Source organism: Roseovarius sp. MMSF_3350 (genome assembly GCF_030733425.1).
Classification (GTDB): Bacteria; Pseudomonadota; Alphaproteobacteria; order Rhodobacterales; family Rhodobacteraceae; genus Roseovarius.
On sequence record NZ_JASHIZ010000013.1, the window covers coordinates 20,944 to 43,553 of the forward strand.

The window sequence follows — 22,610 nt, forward strand, 5'->3', positions numbered from 1 at the left end:
CGCACCCGTGTTCGGCTGTCGACGCCGTCCCGGATCACCCCTGCCCGGCCCGCCGTGGCCGGTCAGGTAGACGCCGGACATGATCGCGGACAGGCTCATCGCGCCGCCTCCTTGTCCAGGTCCTTCAGCCCCAGCAGCACCGCCGCCCCGACCATCAGCGCGCCACTCACCCGGTTGATCCACACCCCGGTCAGCGCCTTCACACGCCCCAGCGTCCGCGTTGCCGCCCAGCCCCACAAGAGCAGCACCAGACCGTCCACCACCAGGTAGGTCACGCCAAGCACCAGCAGTTGCGGCAGGATGGGCGCACCCGCGTCGATGAACTGCGGGAACAACGCTCCGAAGAACACAACCGCATAAGGATTGGCCGACGAGGTGACGACCCCCTGCCGGAACAGCCGCCCCGACTCTGCCGCGCCCGGCGCTTCGCCCCCGGCTTTGCTCAGCATCAATCGCAGCCCGATCCAGACGAGGTATGCCACGCCCACCCATTTCACCACCCAAAGCGCGTCGGCATTGGCCGAGATCACCGCCGTCAGACCAAAGGCCGCCAGCGTCATCTGCACCGCGTTGGCGCTCAGGTCGCCCGCAACCGTCGCCAGCGACCGGCGCAGCCCGTGCCGCAGGCTGTTGGAAATGATCAGCAACTGGCTCGTATCCGGCGGCGTCAGGAAAAACGCCGCCAACACGCCCAGATAGATCAGGTAGGTCTCGATACTCATCATCCGCCCTTTCGCCTTCGCGTCCCGGGCTTGACCCGGGGGGACCTCTAGCTCATGCCGTCAGTCGTGCGTTCTCTGGATCCCAAAGCGGCTGATCCGGCTGCACCACGGCGCGCCTACGCTCGCCATAGATCTCCACTTCCAGCTCCGTCCCCGCCGTTGCCACATCCTTCCGCAACATTGCCAGCGCAACGCTGGCTTTCACCCGGTACCCCCAGGCGCCGCTCGTGGTCTCCCCCACGATCTCGTCCCCGCTCCAGATCGTCGACATGTAGGGCGCGTCGGCCTCGCCCGCGTCGATGATCAGCGGGGCAAAGGCCTTCTTGCGGCCCTCCTGCTTCTCGGCCATCAACGCCGCCTTGCCCGTAAAATCCTGTTCCTTGTCGAACTTCACGAACCGCTCCAGCCCGGCTTCCAGCATCGAGTAATCCGTGCTCAGGTCGCCCTTCCACGCCCGGTACCCTTTCTCGATCCGCAGGCTGTTCAGCGCATACATCCCGAACGGCTTGGCGCCTGCCTCGAGGATGGCGTCGTAGATCGCCGGCATCTCGGCATTGTCGGCATGCACCTCCCAGCCCAACTCGCCGGTAAAGCTCACCCGGATCAGGAACGCGGGCCGCCCCGCCACGGTGCAGTGCTGATGGCTCAGCCACCCGGCTTCCAAATCGGCATCGCTGATCCCCGCCAGAACCTCCCGGCTCTTCGGCCCCGCCACCAGCAGTGCCGACCGCTCGCGCGTCGTCTCCGTCACGGTCACACCTTCCGGCACACTGTTCCGGATCAGTTCTCCGTCATGCCACTGTGCCGTCGCCGCGGTGATCAGCACGAAATCGTTCTCCGCCAGCCGGATGCAGGAAAACTCCGTCACGATCCGCCCCTGCGCGTTGGCGACATAGACAAGGTTCATCCGCCCCACCTTGGGCAGCCCCCCGGTCACGAAGCCGCGCAGCCAGTCGTCGGCCCCCGCGCCATGAACCCGGAACCTAGAGAACCCCGGCAGGTCCAGCACGCCGCAGGCATCCCGCACCGCCTCGCATTCCTCGCGGATGCGCTGCTCCCACGGCCCCTTGCGGTTCCACGTATGGGTGCTTTCCTCCGACGTGTCGTCACCCGGCTGCGCGAACCAGTTCGCCCGCTCCCAGCCGTTATACGCCCCCATCACGCCGCCCAGCTCCAACACGCGGCCATGGTTCGGCGACAGCTTCTTGTCGCGCCCCGCGGGCCATTCGTGCCACGGGAAATGCATGGCGTATTCGTTGCCGTAGACCTCCATCCCCTTGGCCACGCAGTAATCATGATCGGTGTAATCGGTGTACCGCCGCGGATCGACCGCCCACATGTCCCACTCGGGCGCACCGTCCACGATCCACTCGGCCAGCACCTTGCCCGCACCGCCGCCCTGCGCGATCCCGAAGGTAAAGACACACGCCTCGAACGCGTTTTTCACCCCCGGCATCGGCCCCAGCAGGGGCAAACCGTCGGGCGCATAGGGGATCGGCCCGTTGATGATCCGGCTGATCCCCGCCGTACCCGCCACCGGCACGCGCTCCATGGAATCCGCCACGATATCCTCGATCCGCTCCAGATCGTCCGACCAAAGCTGAAAGCTGAAATCCTCGGGCATCGGGTCCGACGGCTCGACCCAATGCGCGCGGCAGTTAGGCTCGTAGGGGCCGATGTTGAACCCGTGCTTTTCCTGCCGGAAGTAATAGGACACATCCACGTCGCGCAACAGCGGCAGCTTGCGGCCCGTCTCCTTGCTATAGGCCTCGATCTCGGGGATCTCGTCGGTCAGCACGTATTGATGGCTCATCACCATCATCGGCACGGTCCGCCCGCCATAGGGCTTGAACCATTCGCCCACGGTCTGGGCATAATACCCGGCCGCGTTCACCACGTAGTCGCAGGCGATATCGCCCTTGTCGGTATGCACGATCCAGCCCTCGCCGTCCGGCGTCACGCCCGTCGCCGGGCAGAACCGCGCAATGGTCGCACCCATGTCCCGCGCGCCCTTGGCCAGCGCCTGCGTCACCTGCGCGGGGTCGATATCGCCGTCGTTGGGATCGTAAAGCGCCCCCACGATGTCATGCGTCTCGATGAACGGATACCGCGCCTTGATCTCGTCGGGAGTCAGGATTTCCAGATCCATCCCCTGATGCTTGCCCATGCCCTTGGCGCGTTCGAACTCCTGCATCCGTTCCCTGGAATGCGCCAACCGGATCGAGCCGGTCTGGTGATAGTTCATCGGGTAGTCCACCTCGTCCCCCAGCCGGGCATAAAGCTCGGTCGAGTACCGCTGCATGTTCATGATGCCCCAGCTGGTCGAGAAGGTCGGCACGTTGCCGGCCGCATGCCACGTGCTCCCGGCGGTCAACTCGTTCTTCTCCAGCAGAACGCAGTCGCTCCACCCTTTCCTGGCCAGGTGATACAGCACCGAACACCCGACGACCCCGCCGCCAATGACGACCACTTTCGCATTCTTGGGCAGATCAGCCATGTCCGTTTCTCCCTGTTCGCATACCGCCCCGCGGCCCGTTCATTCCTGCGGAACCCCGTCCGCGATCTCGTAGTAATCGCCCTTGTCCGCGGTGAAGATATGCTTCTCCAGCCGCAGCCCCGTCGGCCCGTCCAGCGCGCCCAGGGCAAAGCTCATCGTGTCCTCGTCATGCGCTTTCCAGAACAGGAACGCCCCGCAGGTCGCGCAGAACCCGCGCTTGGCCTGCGGCGTCGCCTCGTACCAAGTCACCTCGCCCGTGATGTGCAGGTCCGCCTCTGGCACAAAGGCCGAGGACCAGACGTGCCCCGATTGCTTGCGGCACTGGCCGCAATGACAGGCCGACACCCCCTGCGGCGCGCCCGTCACGCTGAACCGGATGTTCCCGCACAAACAGCTTCCCTCAAGCATTCTCACCTCCACTGAAGCGCGCGAACTGCGGCAGCCCGTCGCCGATCTCGTAATAGTCACCCTTGTCTTCCATGAAGACATGGCACGCCATCTTCAGCCCATGCCCCGGCTCCAGCGCCCCCGCCGCCACCACCGTGCGCGGCGCATCCTCCGGCTTCCAGAACAGGCTCGACCCGCACAGCCGGCAGAACCCACGCTGCGCCGTGTCGCTCGCGCGGAACCACGCCAGCCCCTCGTCCCGCTCCAGTACGAGGCAGTCGTCGGCAACCGACGTCGCCGCCCAATAAAACCCCGACTGCTTGCGGCACTGCCCGCAATGGCAGCCCAGGATGTCCCTGGCCTTGCCCTCCAGCCGGAACGCCACTGCTCCGCACAGGCACGCGCCCTTGATCATCTCACGCCCTCCCCGGCGTCGAGGCCGCGCCCAAGAGCACGCCGTAGACCACGAAACACGCCGCCAGCCCCCGGCGCAGCCACACGTTGAACACCGCCCCCAGCGCCGCCCGGCCCAGCCCCGCGCCGAGCGCGGTGTATCCGATGTAGCTCAGCGCCGTCAGGCTCAGCGCGGTGGGAAAGATCACCCACATCTGGCTCCAGATCGGCACGCCCGGTTGCACGAACTGGCTGAACGCGGCCAGGTATCCCGCCACGCTCTTGGGGTTGATCGTGGCGATGGCGAAGGCTCGCCAGTAGATGCCGCGCCCATCCGGCGCGGCCACGACCATCTGCCGCCGCGCCATGATCCAGCCGCGTATCCCAAGATAAATCAGGAACCCCGCGCCAATGAATTTCGCCACCTGAAACGCCGCGGGCGAGGCCGCGATCAGCGCCGTCACCCCCGCCGCCGACAGCGTCAGGAACAGCGCCGCCTGCGTCAGGATCGCCGCCACCCCCCACAGGCTGCGGCGAAACCCCAGCGTCATCCCGTTGGTGATGCAATTGACCGCGTTAGGCCCCGGCGTGGTCACGAACACCGCCCAGAACAGCGCGAAGACGGTCCATCCTTCCAGGCTCATCCCACCCCCCTCAATAGACCGGCGGCGCGATCACCCAGATCGCGACGCACGGCTCATCATAAGGGTTGGACCACGCATAGGTTTCATGCCGGATGCGAAAACTGTCTCCCGGCCCCACGGAAAAGTTCCGCCCGCCGATGCTCAGGTCCAGCCGTCCGGCCACGATGTACCCCACCTCCTGCGTCGGTCGCGTGGCGGGGCGCTGCATTTTCGATCCGGGCCGGAACGTGGAATGGATCACCTCGAAATCGTCGCTCAGGTCCGGCGACAACAACTCTTCGATCAGCCCTTCCTCGCTCGACCCCATCCGCCTCCGCGAGCCCTCGCGCACGATGATGCCCTGCTCTTCCGCCGGGGCGCTGGCATGGGCGAACAGGAACGACATCGGCACGTCGAACGCGCCCGCAATCGCCCGCAGGTCGGAAATCGACGGCTCGGACAGGTCCCGCTCCACCTGGCTCAGCCAACCCACCGACCGGCCCAACGCCTGCGCCATATCGCTCAACGTCAGCCCCCGCGCCTTGCGCAAGGCCCGCAGATCGGCCCCGAGGCTGCGCATGGCGGAAATCTGGCTCTGTTCCAAGGGGCACTCTTTCCGTGAAATTATTCTGTCAATTTTCACGCTGCGCGAGTCGCGTGAAAAAATCAATCAAAATTTCACTGCTTCCGAAACACTCGCGCCGGAGGGTTGGACCCCCGCACCGCGCGCGTCGGAAAGTCTCTACAGGCGTCCGAACACCATCTTGAGGATCGCGCCCAGCCCGTCGGCATCCGCCGCGTCGAACGCGGCCGGCTGATCACTGTCGATATCCAGCACCCCCAGCAGCCGCCCCTGCCCGTCCCGCACCGGCAGGACGATCTCCGACCGGGTGGAACTGGCACAGGCGATATGCCCGTCGAAACTGTCCACATCGTCGACCAGCTGCACCTCGCCGGTCCGCGCCGCCGCTCCGCAGACGCCGCGCGAAAACGGGATCTGCAAACAGCCATGCCCGCCCTGGTAGGGGCCGATCTTCAACAGATCGGGCGCAGTCACCCGGTAGAACCCGGTCCAGTCGAACCGGGTGTCGGCATGGTGCAACTCGCACGCCACCGTGGCCATTAGGGCGACCTCGTCGGTCTCGCCCTCGGTCAACGCCCCGATTGTCTTCGACAACTGATCATAATCCGCACGCATCATGCACCTCCCGCGCCAAGAGTTTTCAGAAAACTCTTGGCAAATCTTTTCCCGAAAGATTTGGCCTAGCCCCGCTCGATCGCGATTGCCGTGCCTTCGCCGCCGCCGATGCAGATCGCCGCGACCCCACGCTTGAGGTCGCGTTTCTCCAGCGCGTTCAGCAGCGTGACCATGATCCGCGCGCCACTCGCCCCGATGGGGTGGCCCAGCGCGCAAGCGCCGCCATGCACGTTCACCTTGTCGCGCGGCAGGCCCATCTCGTGCATGAAGGCCATGGGCACCACGGCGAAGGCCTCGTTCACCTCCCACAGGTCCACGTCGTCCTTCGTCCAGCCGATCCGTTCCAGCAGCTTCTGCGCCGCGGGCACCGGGGCCGTGGTGAACCATCCCGGCGCCTGCGCGTGGCTGGCGTGGCCCAGGATCCGCGCCCGCACCTTCAGCCCCTGCGCCTCGGCCGCCTCGCGCGAGGCCAGCACCAGGGCCGCCGCCCCGTCGCTGATCGAGCTCGAATTGGCCGCCGTCACCGTGCCGCCCTCGCGGAACGCAGGCTTAAGCTGCGGGATCTTCTCGGGCCGGGCCTTGCCGGGCTGCTCGTCGGTCTCGACGACGACCGTGCCCTTGCGCGTCTCCAGCGTCACCGGCGCTATCTCGCCCGCGAACGCGCCCGATTTCTGCGCCTCCAGCGCCCCTTCCAGCGAGCCGATGGCATAGGCGTCCTGCGCCTCGCGGGTGAACTGGTATTTCTCGGCGCAATCCTCGGCGAAGGTGCCCATCAGGCGACCCTTGTCATAGGCATCTTCCAGCCCGTCAAGAAACATGTGGTCGATCACCTGCCCGTGCCCGATACGCGCCCCGCCGCGCATCTTCGGCAGCAGGTACGGCGCGTTCGACATGCTCTCCATGCCGCCTGTCACCATCGTGTCGGTATGGCCCAGCGCGATCTGGTCGAACCCGATCATCGCCGCCTTCATGCCCGAGCCGCACATCTTGTTCAGCGTCGTCGCCGGCACGTCTTCGCCAAGGCCCGCCGCGAACCCCGCCTGCCGCGCCGGCGCCTGGCCCTGGCCCGCCGGCAGCACGCAGCCCATCAACAGCTCGCCCACGGTGGCCGCGCCCGCATCCTTCAGCGCCGCGGCAATCGCCGCCCCGCCCAGGACACTGGCCTCGACCCCGTCGAAATCCCCCTGGAATCCGCCCATCGGCGTGCGCGCCGCGCCTGCGATCACAACGTCTTTCATGGCCTTTGTCCTTTCATGTCTGTCCACCGAGTCCCGGCGCGTTCTTCCGGCGTGGAAAAACGGTTTGGTAAGGAATGGCGTCTAGGATGCAAGCAACATTCATGTGTCCGGAGGCATCATGCAACTCACCTGCGCCACTCACAACAACATCAACGTTATCACCGTCGAAGACAACCGCATCGACGCGGCGTCGGCCATCCGGTTCAAGGACGAGATGCGCACCCTGACGGATGAGGGCCCCGAGCATGTGGTGCTGGACCTTTCCGGCGTGACCTTCGTCGATTCCAGCGGCCTTGGCGCCATCGTGGCCTCGATGAAACAGTTGGGCGACGGGCGGCGGCTGGACCTGGCCGGTCTGACCCCGGACGTGGCAAAGGTGTTCCGGCTCACGCGCATGGATTCGATCTTCGCCATCCATGCCGACATGGCCGCGGCGCTGCAACGCGGGGCGGGCTGAGCCGGGCCAGTGGCCGCCACTGCACCCTCGGCCCCCGACCCGCTTGTCGCACGGTCCGCCCCCGCGACGGAACGGGCGGTGCGCGCCATGGTCCAGGCGCTCGCCGCCGCGCTCGCCGGTGCGGGGATCGGCGCAGACCAGCGTGGCTCCATCACCCTCGCCGTGGGCGAGGCGCTCAACAACGTGACCGAGCACGCCTATGCCGGACGTAGGCCCGGGCAGGTGCACATGATCGCCGATCTATTGCCTGACCGCGTGCTGGTCACCCTGTCCGATTCGGGCCGCGCCATGCCCGGCAACCGCCTGCCCGCAGGCGACCTGCCAGACAGTTCCGGCCCCCGCGCCGACCTGCCCGAAGGCGGGTTCGGCTGGCACCTCATCCACAAGCTGTGCCCGGAGCTGACCTATTCCCGGCAAGCGGGGACGAACACGCTGTGCATGACCTTTCCGCGCCATGCCGACGCGGAAAAAACCTGATGCCAACAAATTGCCCCAATGCAATCGCAAGGCCGCCGTAATGGATCAGCATACACGACACTGTAGCTGCATATGGCTTCCCTCGGCGCCGCGTTTAACAGCCCCCACCCAGTGCGTGGCGTCGAGGTTCTTCCTCTCCTGATTGGCATTTCCCGGCGCACCCCCTAATGTGCCCGAAAACGACCAATCTTCGGAGCTTCCATGCGCGATTTCCAACGTCCCGGCCGTTCGGCCGTCCTGGCCAGCAACGGCATGTGCGCCACGTCGCACCCCCTGGCCGCCCAAGCTGCCATCGACATCCTCAAACGCGGCGGCAACGCCATGGATGCCGCCATCGCCGGCGCCGTTCTGCTGGGGATCTGCGAGCCGCAGATGACCGGGATCGGCGGCGACTGCTTCGTTCTGTTTACGAAACCCGGCAGCGATGACATCCACGCGCTCAACGGCTCCGGTCGCGCCCCCGCCGCCGCCAACGCGGCCGACCTGCGCGCCCGCGGCCTCGATACCGTGCCCCTGCACGGCCCCGAGGCGGTCACCATCCCCGGCGCCGTCGACGCCTTTTGCCACCTTTCGGACACCCACGGCAAGCTGGGCCTCGATGCCCTGCTCGCGCCGGCCATCCATTATGCCGACGAAGGCGTGCCCGTGGCCCCCCGCGTCGCCAACGACTGGCCCACCGCGGGCGAGTGTCTGCAGGGCCACGGCCTCGCGCACTTCTCCAATGGCGGCAAGCCGTTGAAACAGGGTGAGATTTTTCGCGCCCCCGGCCAGGCCGAGGTGCTGCGCCGAATCGCCCGGGACGGGCGCGATGCGTTCTACACGGGCGAGGTGGCCGACGACATGCTGGCCGCGCTCGCCCCGCTTGGCGGCGTCCACACGGCAGAGGACTTCGCCGCCACCGCCTGCACCCGAACCGACCCCATCAGCGGCAGCTATGCCGGTATCGACCTGGTCGAGCATCCGCCCAACGGTCAGGGCGCCACGGCGATCCTGCTGCTCAACATCCTCGCGCAGTTCGACATCGCGTCGATGGAGCCCTTCGGGACCCAGCGCGCCCATATCGAGGCCGAGGCGACCAAGCTCGCCTATGACGCCCGCAACCGCTTCCTCGCCGACCCCGATCACACCGCGCGGCTGGACCACATGCTGTCGATGGACACCGCCCGCGCGCTCGCCGCGTTGATCGACCCGAAAAAAGCGATGCCCTCGGCCACCACGCTCAGCGAGGCCGTGCACCGCGATACGATCTACATCACCGTGGTCGACCGCGACCGCATGGCCGTGTCGCTGATCTATTCCATCTTCCACGGTTTCGGCTCGGGCATCGCGTCCGAAAAGTTCGGCATCCTGCTGCAAAACCGCGGCGCGGGCTTCACGCTCGAAGAAGGCCACGCCAACGAGCTGAACGGCGGCAAGCGCCCCATGCACACGATCATCCCCGGCATGCTGCGCGAGGGCGGCCGCGTTACCATGCCCTTCGGCGTGATGGGCGGCGCGTACCAGTCGAACGGCCATGCGCGGTTCGTGTCGAACCTGCGCGACTTCGGCCTTTCCCCGCAGGAAGCGATCGACGCGCCCCGCTGCTTTCCCGACGCGGGCGAGCTCCGGGTCGAGACCGGCTATGCCCCCGCTGTGCACCAGCAGCTGGCCGAACTGGGCCACAACGTCGTCGCGCCCGACGAGGCGATCGGCGGTGCCCAGGCGATCGAGATCAAGGAAAACGGCGTGCTTGAAGGCGGCTCCGACCCGCGCAAGGACGGCTGCGCCCTGGGCTACTGACGCCGCCAACGGGAGAGGGGGGCGCGGCCCCACGCGCCCCTAGGCTCAGTTCAACTGGAAATGCAGCGGGTACTGCCCGTCCTCGAACGGGCCGAAAAGATCGGGGATATCCGGGTGTCCCACCGGTTCGCCCGAATAGTCCGCGATCAGGTTCTGTTCACTGACGTAAGCGACGTAATAGGTCTGATCGTTCTCGGCCAGCAGATGATAGAACGGCTGGTCCTTCACCGGTCGGCTCTCCTCGGGAATCGAGTCGTACCATTCCTCGGTATTGGCGAATTCCGGGTCGACGTCGAAAATCACGCCGCGAAACGGATGCTTGCGGTGTTTCACGATCTGACCCAGGTGATATTTTGCGCGCGTCTTCAACATTTACAAAGCCCCTACCCTCCCACTCTACCGCCTTCAACCGAGTTTTGTCCAATCTGCGCGGGCATTTTATCGGGAAACAGTCTGTGAACCCTGGACCGACAGTCCGCGCAGCGCCTTCGCGCCAAAGGGTGAAATCCGCCATTTCCAAGCCTCGATTCTTTCGTTAAACTTGAAAGAAAAACAAACATAGCGAGAGGCAGATGAGCAGACGTCTTCGCACGATCATTGGCATGGTGGCCCTGGCCACTCTGAACGCCTGTGGCGGTGGTCCCAGCGGCCCGCCGCCCGACAACCTGGACAACGCCTGCGCCATCGTGGCGCAGAAACCGCATTACCTGCGGGCCTTCCGCGCGACCGAACGCCGCTGGGGCGTGCCGGTGCCGGTGCAGATGGCCACGATCTATCAGGAAAGCAAGTTCGACGGCGAGGCGCGCACGCCCTTCCGCTGGACGCTGGGGGTGATTCCCATGGGCCGCCAAAGCTCCGCCTACGGCTACAGCCAGGCGCTTGACGGCACGTGGGACGAGTATGTGAAAGAGGGCAATCGCCGGGCCGCGCGGCGCAACGACATCCGTGACGCGACCGACTTCATGGGCTGGTACATGGCGCAGTCGAACCAGCGGCTTGGCATCCCCATGCACGATGCCCGCAACCATTACCTCGCCTATCACGAGGGCCGCACCGGCTATAGCCGGGGCAGCTACAACGCCAAGCCGTGGCTGCTGCGCGTCTCGGGCGAGGTCGGCCAGCGCGCGGTCGTCTACGATCAACAGCTCAGAGCGTGCGGGCGGCGCTAGCCGCCCCACGCCCAACCGCGTTACCTGTCGATCCGCTTGAACTTGTCCTTGCCGGGAATGACGAACCTGTCGTTGCCCAGCTGCGTGCCCGTGGTCAGATCGCCCAGCACCACCGTGGTCTTGCTGCCACCGCTGTCGTTGATCACCCACTGACGCAGTTGCACCGGACTGCCGGTGAAGACCAGTTCGATATTGCCGTATTCCGGATGCGCCGGGTCCTGCGCGCGCACCGTGGTCGTCTTGCCGTCGCTGCTATGGCCGGTCACCATCCGCGCGCGGCCGAAATCCACGTTGCGTTGCAGGATGATCTTCAGCGGCGTGCGGTCCAGCGGATAGGCTTCGCCCCCGGTGTTTGACTTGGGGTCGATGATGCCCACCGTGTCGCCATCGGCCACCACCAGCGTCTGTTCCGGCGGGTTGTATTCGAACCGAACCCGCCCGGGCCGCTTGATATAGATCTGCCCGGTGCTGATCGTGCCATCATCGTTGATCTGGGTAAACTCGCCCGTCGCCGAACTGAAGCTGTTCAGGTATTGCGAAATCTCGTTCAGCGACAGCTTTTGGGCCATCGCCGGCGTGGCCAGCAGAAAACTCAGGGCCAGGGCAACCATGCGCATGAGGGGAAACCTCTCCTTTATTCGTCGTCCTCGAAAGATAGGCGCACCCGCACTGTTATGCGATAGCAATCGGCGCAATTGCGCGTGAGCACCCGCTTCTTCTCGGGCCCCAACGCGTCAGCCCGTCAAAAAGTTTACCGCCGCATAGAGCGCCCCGGCACTCGCCGCGAAGGCCAATACCATCAGCACCCCGTCGCGGACCGTGATCGCGAGGCCCAGAAGCGCTATGGCCGCAAACGGGATCAGCGCCGCAAAGGGCACCACTTCCAAAGGCGGGATCATCAGGCAAAGGCCCACGACCACGCAGGCGGCGGCGATCTGCGCCGGCTGCCCGGTCAGCGCCTCCAGCCGATGCCCGAAATAGCGGTCCATCCACTGCGCCACGGGGCGCGCCTTGTCGACCGAACGTGTGACCTTCTCGTCCTCCACCGCGCGGTCGCCGATCTTGTCGGGGATCCAGAAACTCTGCCGTCCCAAGAGGATCTGCGCGGCAATCAGGATCAACAGAACGGCAAACAACGTCGGCACGCCCGGAATCCCACCCAGTGGCGACGCGCCCAGAAGCGCGATGACGAAAATGATCGGACCGAACCCGCGACTGCCGATTGCCTCGACCACATCCTTGACCGAGACGTTGTCTTCCTCGTCGGCCAGTCCGTTTATCTCGCTCAGAAGGTCCTCGGCGTTTCCGGACATTCACCCATCCTCGTTCGCGTTGGCATCTCGTACCACGCCAACGCGACAGGCAGGCAATCGTTTCCCGGCGCCCGGGGCGGGCGTTATTGCTCCGGCACCAGGATCTCGCGCTTGCCCACGTGGTTGGCGGCACTCACGACGCCTTCCTCCTCCATCTGCTCGACCAGCCGCGCGGCCTTGTTATAGCCGATGGCCAGCTTGCGCTGGATGTAGGAGGTGCTGCATTTCCGGTCGGTAATGGCAATCTGCACGGCCTGATCGTACAGCGCGTCCTCGCCATCGGTGTTGCCACCCGTCGACAGGCCCAGGACCGCGTCGATCTTGTCGGCCTTGTCGTCCTCGGGGCCATCCTGCACACCGCCCACATAGGATGGCGGGCCAAAGGCCTTCAGGTGGTTGACCACCTCTTCGACCTCCTCGTCGCTGACAAACGGCCCGTGGCAGCGGGTGATCTTGCCGCCCCCCGCCATGTAGAGCATATCGCCCATGCCCAGCAGTTGCTCCGCCCCCATCTCTCCCAGGATGGTGCGGCTGTCGATCTTGCTGGTAACCTGGAAGGAAATCCGCGTCGGGAAGTTCGCCTTGATCGTGCCGGTAATGACGTCCACCGAGGGCCGCTGCGTGGCCATGATCAGGTGAATGCCAGACGCCCGCGCCATCTGGGCAAGGCGCTGGATGCAGGCCTCGATCTCCTTGCCGGCGACCATCATCAGGTCGGCCATCTCATCGACGATGACGACGATGAACGGCATCTTCTCGGGCGCGAATTCTTCGGTTTCGAACACCGGCTCGCCGGTCTCGTCGTCGAACCCGGTCTGCACCGTCCGGCTGAACATCTCGCCCTTGGCCAGCGCGTCGGCCACGCGGCTGTTGAAGCCTTCGATGTTGCGCACGCCCATCTTGGACATCTTGCGATAGCGGTCTTCCATTTCGGCCACGACCCACTTCAGCGCCACGACCGCCTTTTTCGGGTCGGTCACCACCGGGCTCAGCAGGTGCGGAATGCCGTCATAGACGCTCAGTTCCAGCATTTTCGGGTCGATCATCACCAGCCGCAGATCTTCGGGCGTCAGCTTGTACAGCAGGCTGAGGATCATGGTGTTGATGGCCACCGACTTGCCCGAGCCGGTCGTCCCCGCGATCAGCAAATGCGGCATTTTCGCGAGGTTCGCCACCATCGGGTCACCGCCGATATCCTTGCCCAGCGCCAGCGGCAGCTTCTGGTTGCCGTCGCCATAGTCGCGGCTCGACAGGATCTCGCGGAAGCTGACCATCTCGCGGTTGTCATTGGGCAGCTCGATCCCGATCACCGACCGTCCCGGCACGGTGCTGACGCGCGCCGACAGGGCCGACATGGACCGCGCGATATCGTCGGCCAGGCCGATCACCCGGCTGGCCTTCAGGCCCGGCGCGGGCTCAAGCTCATACATGGTCACGACGGGGCCGGGGCGCACGCTGACGATCTCGCCCTTCACGCCATAGTCGTCCAGCACCGTCTCCAGCATCCGGGCGTTCTCTTCCAGCGCCTCGTCGCTCAGGTGATGGCGCTGGATATTGACCGGATTGGTCAACAGGCTCAGCGGCGGCAGCTCGTACTCGATCTGCGGCTTTTCCTCGAATTGCAGCTTGGGCTGCGCCTCGGCCTGCGCCCGTGCGGAGGGTTGCGGCGCGCGGCGCGGCGGGTGCTGCACGACCTTCCTGGGCTCGGCCGCGGGCATCTCGGCGGGCGTCGCGGCGCGCGCGTAAATCGGCACCTCCGGCTCATAGCTGTCATAGGCGCCGTAGCCCTCGTCGATCACATCGTCCTCCGGCGCGGCTTCGACCATTTCCTGCATCGGCGCGTGCGTCGGGGCAGCGACCGCCCGCGGGACGGCATGGCCTGCCGTCAGCGGCGGCTCGGCCCGTACGGCGTTGCGCGGCGCGGTGTTCAGGATCAGCGGGTCCGGCCCCCGGCCACGGCCACGGGTCAGCGGTGCGACCGTCTCGACCTGCACGGCGGGGTTCTGGCGGACGCGGCTCTTGATCACATCGGCGATCTTGGCGCTTACCCGGTCGCCACTGGGCGCGGGCATGTCGGGCATTTCCGACGCCTCGACCAGTTCCGGCTCTGGCTCGCGCTCGGGCCGGCGCATCAACGACGGCATCCGCGACAGCAGGCCCCCGGTCCTTTCCGGCGCCTGGCTCACCTCGTAGTCCGGCACGTGGCGCTGGGCCGGCGCGGCCTGGGCGTGCCGCGGGGCATTGGCGGCCAGCGCGGGCTCGGCCCGGCGGACGCGCGGTTCGGGCACGGCGGCCTCGGCGCGGGCCATCTCGTCGGCCTCGGCGCGTTCCTGCATCCGGCGGTCCCGGCGCTCGGCGGCCTTGGCCTGCGCGGTCTTCGCGGCCCCTGCCGCCATCCCGCCGCCATGGGCCAGCACGGCGCGCAGCGTGGCGTAGGTCATGATCGTACCCACCACCAGGAACCGTGCGATCTGCGACAGTTCCAGACGGCTGAACCCAAGGATGAAGGCGCCCAGCGTCACCATCCCGGCGGCCAGAAGCAGCGACAACAGCTTCAGCCCGAATGTCGCGCTGATCGGCAGGAACCCCAGCACCGTGCCCAGCGCCATTTCCCCGAACAGCCCGCCATAGTCGAAACTGTGCGAGGATGCCCATTCCGCGCTCGGCTCCAGCGACGAGGCGTACATCGCCAGGAGCGCGATCCAGATCGGCGCATAGATCAGCCGTCCGATGGCCCGGTCCTGCCCCCGGTGCAGGGCGAAACGCACACCCCACGCCCCCAGGACAATGGCAAGACCCCACGCGCCCCATCCGACGATCATGAACAGGGGCGCTGCAATCGACGCCCCGATGCGGCCCAGCAGGTTCTGCACGGGCGCGTCGGTCGCGGCCATCCAGCTGGGGTCGTCGGGGTTATAGGATGCGACCATCATTGCGGCGGCCAGTCCCAGCGCCAGCAGCGCCAGTCCCAGAAGTTCCTTGCCTCGTTTCTCGATCGCCTCCGCCATCGAGCTGTCCAAGAGCGGGTCACGTCCGCGCGTCTGATATGCCATGTCGCCTCTTCCTCGTTAATTATAAAGGCAGTCACGAAGCTGCGTCAGGCCGCGTGCCACCTCCTTCTTTGGGGCCACCATCGCGACCCTTATGTATTCGTGGCCGGGGTTCAGCCCGCCGGCCTCCTGTGCCAGGTACGCGCCGGGCAGCACCCGCACGCCTGTTTCTTTCCAAAGCTTCAGCGCCGCCGCCTCGCCATCCTCGACCGGCAGCCACAGGAAAAACCCTGCCTCGGGGCCCTGATAGCCCGGCACACCGCCCAGGATCTCGTCGGCCAGCTTGAATTTCTCCTGGTAAAGCCTGCGGTTCACCTCCACGTGCTTTTCATCCGCCCAGACCTTGGCCGCCGCGTGCTGCAACGGCATCGGCAGCGGCGTGCCCGCATAGGATCGCAACTGCCGGATCCGCTTCATGCTCTGCGGTCCCGCCACGACGAAGCCCGACCGCAACCCGGCCAGGTTCGACCGTTTGGACAGGCTGTGAAACGCCACCACCCGCTCGGGGTCCGCGCCCATGTCGCGGGCGACTTCCAACGCCCCCACGGGCGGTGTATCGCGGTAGATCTCGGAATAGCATTCGTCGGCGAAGACCTTGAAATCGTGGTTTTCTGCCAGCCCGATCAGTGTCTTCCAATAGGTCGCGTCCGCCACCGCCCCCTGCGGGTTCGACGGCGAGCACAGGTAGGCCACCGTCACCCGGTCCAGCACATCGGCGGGCAGCCCGGCGAAATCCGGCAGGAACCCCGTCTCCCGCGTCGCCGGCAGAAACATCGGCTCGGCGCCCACGCTCAGGGCCGCCACCATGTAGACCTGATAGAACGGGTTGGGCAGCAGAACGATCGGCTGCTTGCCGTTCTTCGTCTCGGGGCACAGCGTCATCATCGCGTTGTACAGCCCCTCGCGCGTGCCGTTGAGGGCCATCACGTGCCGGTCGGGGTTCAGTTCCACACCATAGCGCCGCGAAACCCAGTCGCAAAACGCCGTGTTCAGCGCCGGGATGCCCTCGTTCACCGGGTACTTGCGGAACTCCTCTGCGTGTTTCTCGATCACGTCCAGGATCCAGCCCGGAAAGTCGTGCTGCGGCTCGCCGATGGTCATGTGGATCACATCACCGCCGGGGTCGTGCACGTCCAACAGGCTCCGCAAACGCGGGAACGCATATTCCGGAAGGTTCGAAAACCGCTCGGGAAACATCAACACTGCCTCTGGTCATCGGGATCGTTGTCGCCCCGTTTAGAGCAAATCTACAAAAGCCCCCGCGTTGCGTCCAGCAAAACCAACCGGGGTCGCGGGGATTGTGGCATTTTTGGCAAGAGGTTAGCGGATACCTCTAATGTAGGCCAAGTGTTGTGGCCGCCCGGCATCACCCAAACAAGATTTTGCGTCCAGTGATGATTTCGCCTGTTCAGGCCAACGCCGCCTCGGCGGCCTTGGCAACCCGCAGAATCCGCTCTTCGCCGAAGGCTTCACCGCACATCGACAGCCCGCAACCGGGCGTTCCCGTAGGCAGATTGACGGCCGCCAGCCCCATCAGATTTCCCACCCGCGTGTTGCGCAGCGCCAGCAGGTTTTCGGTGACGTAGTAGTCGTCATCGCTCATCAGCCGGTCGACCTCGGGCGGCAGGTTCGGCGCTGTCGGCATCAGCACCGCGTCATAGGGTTTCATCCGTTCCGCCCACTGGATTCGCAGCGCCGTCAGCAGGTTCCAGCCCGCCACGTAATCGCAGGCCCGGAACGCCTTGCCGGACTCGAAACGCTCTCGAATGGGCTTGAACATCTTGTCAGGATTGGCCGAAATGAGGTCGCCCCAGATGCCATAGGCCTCGGACGTGAACAGGATCGCCGACAGCGGCATCGCCTGTTCGACTTCGGGCGATGTCACTTCCTCGATCTTCGCGCCCGCCGCCATAAGCCGCTCCAGCGCACTGAAATAGGCATCGCGCGGTCCGTCCCGGATGTCGTCGAACACCACCGACTGCAACGCGGCAAACCGCATCCCCTCCAGCGATACGCCCTCCAGGTCCGCCGCCCGTCGGCCTTCCAATGCGGCCAGCACCAGCGCGCAATCCTCCACGGTTCGCCCCAGCGGCCCCACCGTGTCGAACTTCGCGCAAAGCGGCACGACCCCGTCCAGCGACACGCGCCCCGAGGTGGTCTTCAGCCCCACAAGATCGTTCCACGCCGACGGGATGCGCACCGACCCGCCCGTGTCCGACCCGATGCCGCAGGCCGCCAGCCCATGCGCCACGCTCGCCGCCGCCCCCGAGGACGAGCCCCCCGGCGCCAGCTTCGGATCGTTCACATTCGGCGGCGTGGCCGTCATCGGGTTCAGCCCCAACCCCGAAAACGCCAGCTCGCTCATATGCGTCTTGCCCAGGCACACCAGCCCGGCGGCGGTCGCGTTGCGCAAGACCTCCGCATCCCGCTCCGGCACCCGGCCCTTGAGCAGCCGCGTGCCGGCCTCCGTCGCCGTCCCGGCACTGTCGAACAAATCCTTCCAGCTGACCGGCACGCCATCGAGCGGACCCAGCCGCCGTCCGGCCCGCGCGCGCGCTTCCGCTGCCTGCGCCTCGGCCCTGGCGCGCTCATGGGTGACCACCGAATAGATCTCGTCCCGCGCCGGATGCGCGTCGATCGCTTCCAGATACGCCTCGGTCAGCGCCACCGGCCCGATCTCTTCCGCCTCGATCCCGCGCCCCAGATCCGCCGCACTCATCTTCAGCCAATCACTCATCCAAGGTCCTCCGCGCCCATGCAAAATCGCCTGCATGAATGCAGATGACCCTGCGCAACGCAAGCCCGCCGGACAATTGATGCCGCCACACATGGACAATCCGGCCCGCGCCGACATATTGAACCGCATGGACCATGACAGCGATATCCTGATCGTCGGTGGCGGCCTTACCGGCCCCGCGCTGGCGCTGGCCGCAGCGCAGTCCGGGCTGAGCGTCACCGTGATCGACAGCCTGCACCAGACCGTGCGCAAGAACGCCGCCTTCGATGGCCGCGCCTATGCACTTGCGCTGGCCTCGGTGCGTCTGTTGGCCAATATCGGCATCTGGGAGCGGGTAGCCGCAAACGCCCAGCCGATGCTGGAAATCAAGGTCTCCGATGGCCGCGCCGGCGAAGGCGCCGCCCCCTTCTTCCTGCATTTCGACCATGCCGAGATCGAGGAAGGCCCGATGGGCCACATGCTCGAGGACCGCTACCTCCGCCGCGCCTTTCTCGAGGCGATGAAGGCCGACGACCGCATCCGCCAAGTCACCGACACCGTCACCGCGCAGGATGTCACGACCTCCGGCGTTACCCTGACACTGGATTCGGGCAAGACCCTCTCGGGACGCCTCTTGGTCGGCTCCGACGGCCGCGCCTCGGGCACCGCGCAACGCGCCGGGATCGCCCGCACCGGGTGGAACTACGGCCAGACCGCGCTGGTGGCCGCCATCGCGCACGAGTTGCCGCATAACGGCATCGCGCACCAGTTCTTCATGCCGCCCGGCCCGCTGGCCATCCTGCCCCTGCCCGGCAATGTCAGCTCCATCGTCTGGTCCGAGACCGAGGCCACGGCGGCCCGTTTCGCCGCATTGAACGATGCCGAGTTCATGGAAGTGCTGCGCCCCCGCTTCGGCGATTTCCTGGGCGATATCTCCCTGCGCGGCAAGCGCTTTACCTACCCGCTGAGCCTGACGCTCGCCAACGCCTTCGTGGCCGACCGCCTGGCCCTGATCGGCGATGCCGCCCACGGCATGCATCCCATCGCCGGCCAGGGCCTCAACGCCGGCCTGCGCGACGTGGGCGCGCTGGCCCAGGTCCTCACCGAGGCCACCCGCCGGGGCGAGGATTTCGCCGCCGCCGATGTGCTCGCCCGCTATCAGCAGTGGCGCCGCTTCGACACAGCGACGCTGGCGGTGACGACCGACCTCACCAACCGGCTCTTTTCAAACGATAACCCCCTCCTGCGCGCCGCGCGCGATATCGGCATGGGCGCGCTCTCGGCCATGCCCGGCCTGCGCCGCACATTCATCCGCGAGGCGGCGGGCCTGACCGGCGACCTGCCGGAGTTGATGAAGGGCTGAACCGGCAGCGCTCCGGTCAATGGGGTTCTCGGATCAAATCCGAAGATGACGGCCGCGCAACGCGTAGGGTGGGTGAAAACCCACGCGTCTGACCAAAATGCGCCCTACCCCGCTTGCAGAACCCTGATCACCGTATCCCCATACGCCCGCTCATCGAGCAGGCTCCACCCCTCCGGCAATGCCACCGCGCCGCCTTCCTCCCAGACCACCAAGGCCCCCGGCGCGACCCATCCGCCCGCCATCGCCGCGCCCAAAGCCGCCTCGCCCAGGCCCTTGCCATAGGGTGGATCGAGGAACACCAGCCCGCAGGCTTCCGTCGCGGCCCCCAGCTTGCGCGCATCCCGGCCAACCAGCGTCACCCGGTCCGCAACACCGCACAGCGCAACATTCTCCCGAATGAGCCTTTGCCCCACCCGCCCGCTTTCCACGAACACCGCACGCGCGGCCCCACGCGACAACGCCTCCAGCCCCAGCGCCCCGGTCCCGGCGAAAAGGTCCAGCACCACGGCGCCTTCCACCCGGTCCCCGAACCGTGCCATCAGCACGTTGAACAGGCTCTCGCGCACCCGGTCCGAGGTGGGCCGCAGCCGCGCGCCCTCGTCCCCCTTGCCAACAGAGGCCAGCCGCCGCCCGCGAAACTCGCCGCCGATGATCCTCACGCCTTCAACAGCGCCTTGAGGTCCGCGCCCGGGTCCGCCACCACCGCCGGATCGGCGGTCTTTCCGTTGTCGATCAACCGCTTGCCCACCATGTAGGCCCGCGCGTCATTGGCCGCATCCACCGCCAACAGCGTGTCGCCCTGGTAGTACCAGAAGGAAATGCCGCCCTCGCTGTCGCGCGTCACCACCCGGTCATACCCCACGTTCAGCCCCGCGATCTGCAATTTCACGTCATACTGATCCGACCAGAACCACGGCTGCGGCACATAGGTCTTCTCCGCGCCCATGATGTTCTCGGCCACGCATTCCGCCATGTCGATGGCGTTGGGCACGCTCTCCAGCCGCAGGCGCTCGCCCCGGAAGGGAAAGCTCGCGCAATCCCCGGCGGCCCAGATCGACGGATCGCTCGTGCGGCCGTGTGCATCCACCTTGATGCCGTTCTCGACCTCGATGCCGGCAGCCTCGGCCAGCGCCGTGGCGGGGGTGATCCCCACGCCCACGATCACGAAATCCGCCGCCAACTCGCTGCCGTCACTCAACAGCGCCCCGCTCACTCGCCCCTCGCCGGTCAGCCGGTCCAGCCCGACACCCTCGCGAATGTCCACACCGCGCGAGCGGTGCAACTCCCGGAAATAATCCGACGTCTCCCTCGCCGCCACGCGCTGCAGGATCCGGTCCGCCATCTCGACCAGCGTCACCTGCAACCCTTTCGAGGCGGCCACGGCGGCCGCTTCCAGCCCGATATACCCGCCGCCCACGATCAGCACCTTGGCGCCTTCGCGAAACTCCGGCGCCATTCTGTCCACGTCGCGCAGATCGCGTACCACGTAGACACCCTCCAGCGCCCCGCCGATCGCGGGCGGCAACCGCCGCGGCACCGATCCGGTGGTCAGCACCAGGTGTTCGTAGGGCAACGCGTGCCCGCCCGCGACGACCACCTTGTCGGCACGGTCAATCGCCGTCACCGCCGCATCCAGCCGCAGGTTGATCATGTTCTCGGAATAGAAACTCTCGGGCCGCAGATAGAGCCGCTCCAGCTCCATCTCGCCCAAGAGGTATTTCTTCGACAAGGGCGGCCGCTGGTAGGGCGGCGCGTGCTCTTCGCCGATCAGCGTCACCTTGCCCTCGTACCCGAGCGTCCGCAGCTTCGCCACCAGCGAACTGCCCGCCTGACCCGCGCCCACGACAACGATCCCCGACATGTGCCCTCCTGCAACTTTCAACATGGCCCTCGGGCCTTCAGGGGCTATGTTTACAGGTATTCGAAACGCAAACGAAAGACAGGATGCGACAATGACGATCACAACCGGCGACAAACTCCCCGACGCGACCCTCCTCAGGATGGGCTCCGACGGCCCCGAAGAAGTCGCCCTGTCCGACAAGGTCAAAGGCCGGAAGGTCGCGATCTTCGCCGTGCCCGGCGCCTTCACCCCCACCTGCCACTCGGCCCACGTGCCAAGTTTCATCCGCACCAAGGCCGATTTCGACGCCAAGGGCGTGGACGAGGTGATCTGCATTTCGGTCAACGACGCCTTCGTGATGGACGCCTGGGGCAAGGACACCGGCGCCACCGACGCCGGGATCACCATGCTGGGCGATCCTCAGTCGGAATTCACCAAGGCCGTCGGTATGGATTTCACCGCGCCGCCCGTGGGCCTCATCACGCGGTCCAAGCGCTACGCGATGCTGGTCGAGGACGGCACCGTCAAGGTCCTGCATGTCGAGGACAACCCCGGCGTCTGCGAAACCTCCGCCGGAGAAGCATTGCTCGACGCGATCTGATCCGTCAGGTCAGGCCGGGGCGCGTCCGCGCCCCGGTTATCCTTCCACCTCCACGGCCAACACGCGTCCCGTGACGTCGATCCGCACCGTGCCCTCGTGCGTATCGCCGTCCGGCCACTCCGAGACGAAGCGCAGCGCCAGCGCATCGCCCGTCTCGTCCATCGCCGCATCGAACAGCATTAGCCCACCGCCCGGATCCGTATCATCCGCCGCGCTTTGCACGGCACCGGCAAAGGCCTGCCCCGCCGCCTCCACACACCGCTGCATCTGCCCCAGCACGGCGTCCCACCGCGCCAGCCACGCCTCGATGACAGACAGTTCCGCCGCCAGCCCCTCGGACTGCCGCACGCCCGGCACCTCCAGCACCAGCGCCGCGCGGACCGCGACCGCGCCGCCATCCCATGGCGACACCACCACGGCCCAGTCCTCGTGCCCATGAAACACCGGCACACGCACGCGGCCAAACGGCACCTCTGTCCCCGCCACGGCAACGCCCGTCAGCAGCAGCCATCCATCCTCGACCGCCTGACGCAGATCGTACAACGCCCCCGGCAGAGGCGCACCCGCCCGCCACCGCGCGAGCATTTCGGCAAAGCCAATCTCCAGCGCCGACAGATTGCCAGCCCCCGCCCGCCAGATCGTCAGCATGGCATGGCTGCCACCGTCATCGCCGGGCCACAGATACTGCCACGTCAGCTCGCGCCCCTCCACGATCCGCTCGGGATCGTCCGGGTCCACCACGGGCCGCCCCTTGGCATAGACCACCTCGGTCGCCGTCCCTCCGCCC

23 protein-coding genes are annotated in these 22,610 nt (G+C 66.5%); 6 read left to right on the top strand and 17 right to left on the bottom strand.

What is annotated here, in order from left to right; all coding sequences use genetic code 11:
- Positions 1-95 precede the first annotated feature (95 nt).
- The 8 genes from RBB31_RS13130 to RBB31_RS13165 form a co-directional block, all read right to left on the bottom strand.
- Positions 96-722 carry a LysE family translocator gene (locus tag RBB31_RS13130; protein WP_306129758.1) on the bottom strand — a complete coding sequence of 209 codons (627 nt, stop codon included), beginning with the start codon at positions 720-722 and terminating at the stop codon, positions 96-98.
- A 52-nt stretch (positions 723-774) separates the two neighbouring features.
- The gene (locus tag RBB31_RS13135) at positions 775-3,219 is read right to left on the bottom strand and encodes an FAD-dependent oxidoreductase (protein ID WP_306129759.1); all 2,445 of its coding nucleotides are present in this window, start codon (positions 3,217-3,219) and stop codon (positions 775-777) included.
- A 39-nt stretch (positions 3,220-3,258) separates the two neighbouring features.
- The gene (locus RBB31_RS13140) at positions 3,259-3,627 is read right to left on the bottom strand and encodes a GFA family protein (protein ID WP_306129760.1); all 369 of its coding nucleotides are present in this window, start codon (positions 3,625-3,627) and stop codon (positions 3,259-3,261) included.
- Positions 3,620-4,021 (bottom strand): GFA family protein, encoded by a 402-nt coding sequence (locus tag RBB31_RS13145; RefSeq protein ID WP_306129761.1) that lies wholly within the window; start codon positions 4,019-4,021, stop codon positions 3,620-3,622. The genes RBB31_RS13140 and RBB31_RS13145 overlap by 8 nt, the downstream gene beginning before the upstream one ends.
- A 1-nt stretch (position 4,022) precedes the next feature.
- Positions 4,023-4,643 (bottom strand): LysE family translocator, encoded by a 621-nt coding sequence (locus tag RBB31_RS13150; RefSeq protein WP_306129762.1) that lies wholly within the window; start codon positions 4,641-4,643, stop codon positions 4,023-4,025.
- Positions 4,644-4,653: 10 nt separating this feature from the next.
- On the bottom strand, positions 4,654-5,202 hold the full coding sequence (locus tag RBB31_RS13155) for a helix-turn-helix domain-containing protein (protein WP_306129855.1): 549 nt from the start codon (positions 5,200-5,202) through the stop codon (positions 4,654-4,656).
- A gap of 162 nt (positions 5,203-5,364) precedes the next feature.
- The gene (locus RBB31_RS13160; RefSeq protein WP_306129763.1) at positions 5,365-5,820 is read right to left on the bottom strand and encodes a GAF domain-containing protein; all 456 of its coding nucleotides are present in this window, start codon (positions 5,818-5,820) and stop codon (positions 5,365-5,367) included.
- A 65-nt stretch (positions 5,821-5,885) separates the two neighbouring features.
- Positions 5,886-7,058: an acetyl-CoA C-acyltransferase gene (locus RBB31_RS13165; protein WP_306129764.1), complete on the bottom strand. Its 1,173-nt coding sequence runs from the start codon at positions 7,056-7,058 to the stop codon at positions 5,886-5,888.
- A gap of 118 nt (positions 7,059-7,176) precedes the next feature.
- Between RBB31_RS13165 and RBB31_RS13170 the strand changes: the two genes are divergently transcribed.
- The 3 genes from RBB31_RS13170 (at position 7,177) to RBB31_RS13180 (ending at position 9,771) form a co-directional block, all read left to right on the top strand.
- Positions 7,177-7,515: an STAS domain-containing protein gene (locus RBB31_RS13170; RefSeq protein ID WP_306129765.1), complete on the top strand. Its 339-nt coding sequence runs from the start codon at positions 7,177-7,179 to the stop codon at positions 7,513-7,515.
- Between the two features lie 9 nt (positions 7,516-7,524).
- Positions 7,525-7,992, top strand: a complete 468-nt coding sequence (locus tag RBB31_RS13175; protein WP_306129766.1) for an ATP-binding protein — start codon at positions 7,525-7,527, stop codon at positions 7,990-7,992.
- 201 nt (positions 7,993-8,193) lie between these two features.
- Positions 8,194-9,771 (top strand): gamma-glutamyltransferase family protein, encoded by a 1,578-nt coding sequence (locus tag RBB31_RS13180; RefSeq protein ID WP_306129767.1) that lies wholly within the window; start codon positions 8,194-8,196, stop codon positions 9,769-9,771.
- 45 nt (positions 9,772-9,816) lie between these two features.
- Here the strand turns inward: RBB31_RS13180 and hspQ are convergent, their stop codons facing one another.
- Entirely contained in the window at positions 9,817-10,143 is a 327-nt protein-coding gene (hspQ, locus tag RBB31_RS13185) for a heat shock protein HspQ (protein ID WP_103762965.1), read from the bottom strand.
- 200 nt (positions 10,144-10,343) lie between these two features.
- Here hspQ and RBB31_RS13190 point away from each other — a divergent pair, with 200 nt between their 5' ends.
- Positions 10,344-10,940 (top strand): lytic transglycosylase, encoded by a 597-nt coding sequence (locus RBB31_RS13190; RefSeq protein ID WP_306129768.1) that lies wholly within the window; start codon positions 10,344-10,346, stop codon positions 10,938-10,940.
- A 20-nt stretch (positions 10,941-10,960) separates the two neighbouring features.
- On the opposite strand, the gene RBB31_RS13195 is transcribed toward RBB31_RS13190, so the two are convergent.
- From RBB31_RS13195 to RBB31_RS13215, 5 genes are all read right to left on the bottom strand, one after another.
- On the bottom strand, positions 10,961-11,557 hold the full coding sequence (locus RBB31_RS13195; protein ID WP_306129769.1) for an outer membrane lipoprotein carrier protein LolA: 597 nt from the start codon (positions 11,555-11,557) through the stop codon (positions 10,961-10,963).
- 117 nt (positions 11,558-11,674) lie between these two features.
- On the bottom strand, positions 11,675-12,253 hold the full coding sequence (locus tag RBB31_RS13200) for an exopolysaccharide biosynthesis protein (RefSeq protein WP_306129770.1): 579 nt from the start codon (positions 12,251-12,253) through the stop codon (positions 11,675-11,677).
- Between the two features lie 83 nt (positions 12,254-12,336).
- The gene (locus tag RBB31_RS13205) at positions 12,337-15,306 is read right to left on the bottom strand and encodes a DNA translocase FtsK (protein ID WP_306129771.1); all 2,970 of its coding nucleotides are present in this window, start codon (positions 15,304-15,306) and stop codon (positions 12,337-12,339) included.
- Between the two features lie 15 nt (positions 15,307-15,321).
- A complete protein-coding gene (locus tag RBB31_RS13210) occupies positions 15,322-16,500 on the bottom strand; it encodes an aminotransferase class I/II-fold pyridoxal phosphate-dependent enzyme (RefSeq protein WP_306129856.1) in 1,179 nt (392 codons plus the stop codon).
- Positions 16,501-16,711: 211 nt separating this feature from the next.
- Positions 16,712-18,040, bottom strand: a complete 1,329-nt coding sequence (locus RBB31_RS13215) for an amidase (RefSeq protein WP_306129772.1) — start codon at positions 18,038-18,040, stop codon at positions 16,712-16,714.
- A 91-nt stretch (positions 18,041-18,131) separates the two neighbouring features.
- Here RBB31_RS13215 and RBB31_RS13220 point away from each other — a divergent pair, with 91 nt between their 5' ends.
- Entirely contained in the window at positions 18,132-19,382 is a 1,251-nt protein-coding gene (locus tag RBB31_RS13220; protein WP_306129857.1) for an FAD-dependent monooxygenase, read from the top strand.
- Positions 19,383-19,486: 104 nt separating this feature from the next.
- On the opposite strand, the gene rsmD is transcribed toward RBB31_RS13220, so the two are convergent.
- Positions 19,487-20,041, bottom strand: a complete 555-nt coding sequence (gene rsmD, locus RBB31_RS13225) for a 16S rRNA (guanine(966)-N(2))-methyltransferase RsmD (RefSeq protein WP_306129773.1) — start codon at positions 20,039-20,041, stop codon at positions 19,487-19,489.
- The gene (locus RBB31_RS13230; RefSeq protein WP_306129774.1) at positions 20,038-21,243 is read right to left on the bottom strand and encodes an NAD(P)/FAD-dependent oxidoreductase; all 1,206 of its coding nucleotides are present in this window, start codon (positions 21,241-21,243) and stop codon (positions 20,038-20,040) included. Before RBB31_RS13230 ends, rsmD begins: the two co-directional genes overlap by 4 nt.
- 91 nt (positions 21,244-21,334) lie before the next feature.
- Between RBB31_RS13230 and RBB31_RS13235 the strand changes: the two genes are divergently transcribed.
- Entirely contained in the window at positions 21,335-21,823 is a 489-nt protein-coding gene (locus RBB31_RS13235) for a peroxiredoxin (RefSeq protein WP_306129775.1), read from the top strand.
- Between the two features lie 36 nt (positions 21,824-21,859).
- Here RBB31_RS13235 and RBB31_RS13240 read toward each other — a convergent pair whose 3' ends face one another.
- Positions 21,860-22,588 carry a hypothetical protein gene (locus tag RBB31_RS13240; protein ID WP_306129776.1) on the bottom strand — a complete coding sequence of 243 codons (729 nt, stop codon included), beginning with the start codon at positions 22,586-22,588 and terminating at the stop codon, positions 21,860-21,862.
- Between the last annotated feature and the right edge of the window lie 22 nt (positions 22,589-22,610).

Bases quoted from the DNA above. Each gene is read 5' to 3' on its own strand.
- RBB31_RS13130 (WP_306129758.1), bottom strand. From the start codon at position 722: ATGAGTATCGAGACCTACCTGATCTATCTGGGCGTGTTGGCGGCGTTT.
- RBB31_RS13135 (WP_306129759.1), bottom strand. From the start codon at position 3,219: ATGGCTGATCTGCCCAAGAATGCGAAAGTGGTCGTCATTGGCGGCGGG.
- RBB31_RS13140 (WP_306129760.1), bottom strand. From the start codon at position 3,627: ATGCTTGAGGGAAGCTGTTTGTGCGGGAACATCCGGTTCAGCGTGACG.
- RBB31_RS13145 (WP_306129761.1), bottom strand. From the start codon at position 4,021: ATGATCAAGGGCGCGTGCCTGTGCGGAGCAGTGGCGTTCCGGCTGGAG.
- RBB31_RS13150 (WP_306129762.1), bottom strand. From the start codon at position 4,643: ATGAGCCTGGAAGGATGGACCGTCTTCGCGCTGTTCTGGGCGGTGTTC.
- RBB31_RS13155 (WP_306129855.1), bottom strand. From the start codon at position 5,202: ATGCGCAGCCTCGGGGCCGATCTGCGGGCCTTGCGCAAGGCGCGGGGG.
- RBB31_RS13160 (WP_306129763.1), bottom strand. From the start codon at position 5,820: ATGCGTGCGGATTATGATCAGTTGTCGAAGACAATCGGGGCGTTGACC.
- RBB31_RS13165 (WP_306129764.1), bottom strand. From the start codon at position 7,058: ATGAAAGACGTTGTGATCGCAGGCGCGGCGCGCACGCCGATGGGCGGA.
- RBB31_RS13170 (WP_306129765.1), top strand. From the start codon at position 7,177: ATGCAACTCACCTGCGCCACTCACAACAACATCAACGTTATCACCGTC.
- RBB31_RS13180 (WP_306129767.1), top strand. From the start codon at position 8,194: ATGCGCGATTTCCAACGTCCCGGCCGTTCGGCCGTCCTGGCCAGCAAC.
- hspQ (WP_103762965.1), bottom strand. From the start codon at position 10,143: ATGTTGAAGACGCGCGCAAAATATCACCTGGGTCAGATCGTGAAACAC.
- RBB31_RS13190 (WP_306129768.1), top strand. From the start codon at position 10,344: ATGAGCAGACGTCTTCGCACGATCATTGGCATGGTGGCCCTGGCCACT.
- RBB31_RS13195 (WP_306129769.1), bottom strand. From the start codon at position 11,557: ATGCGCATGGTTGCCCTGGCCCTGAGTTTTCTGCTGGCCACGCCGGCG.
- RBB31_RS13200 (WP_306129770.1), bottom strand. From the start codon at position 12,253: ATGTCCGGAAACGCCGAGGACCTTCTGAGCGAGATAAACGGACTGGCC.
- RBB31_RS13205 (WP_306129771.1), bottom strand. From the start codon at position 15,306: ATGGCATATCAGACGCGCGGACGTGACCCGCTCTTGGACAGCTCGATG.
- RBB31_RS13210 (WP_306129856.1), bottom strand. From the start codon at position 16,500: ATGTTTCCCGAGCGGTTTTCGAACCTTCCGGAATATGCGTTCCCGCGT.
- RBB31_RS13215 (WP_306129772.1), bottom strand. From the start codon at position 18,040: ATGAGTGATTGGCTGAAGATGAGTGCGGCGGATCTGGGGCGCGGGATC.
- RBB31_RS13220 (WP_306129857.1), top strand. From the start codon at position 18,132: ATGGACAATCCGGCCCGCGCCGACATATTGAACCGCATGGACCATGAC.
- RBB31_RS13230 (WP_306129774.1), bottom strand. From the start codon at position 21,243: ATGTCGGGGATCGTTGTCGTGGGCGCGGGTCAGGCGGGCAGTTCGCTG.
- RBB31_RS13235 (WP_306129775.1), top strand. From the start codon at position 21,335: ATGACGATCACAACCGGCGACAAACTCCCCGACGCGACCCTCCTCAGG.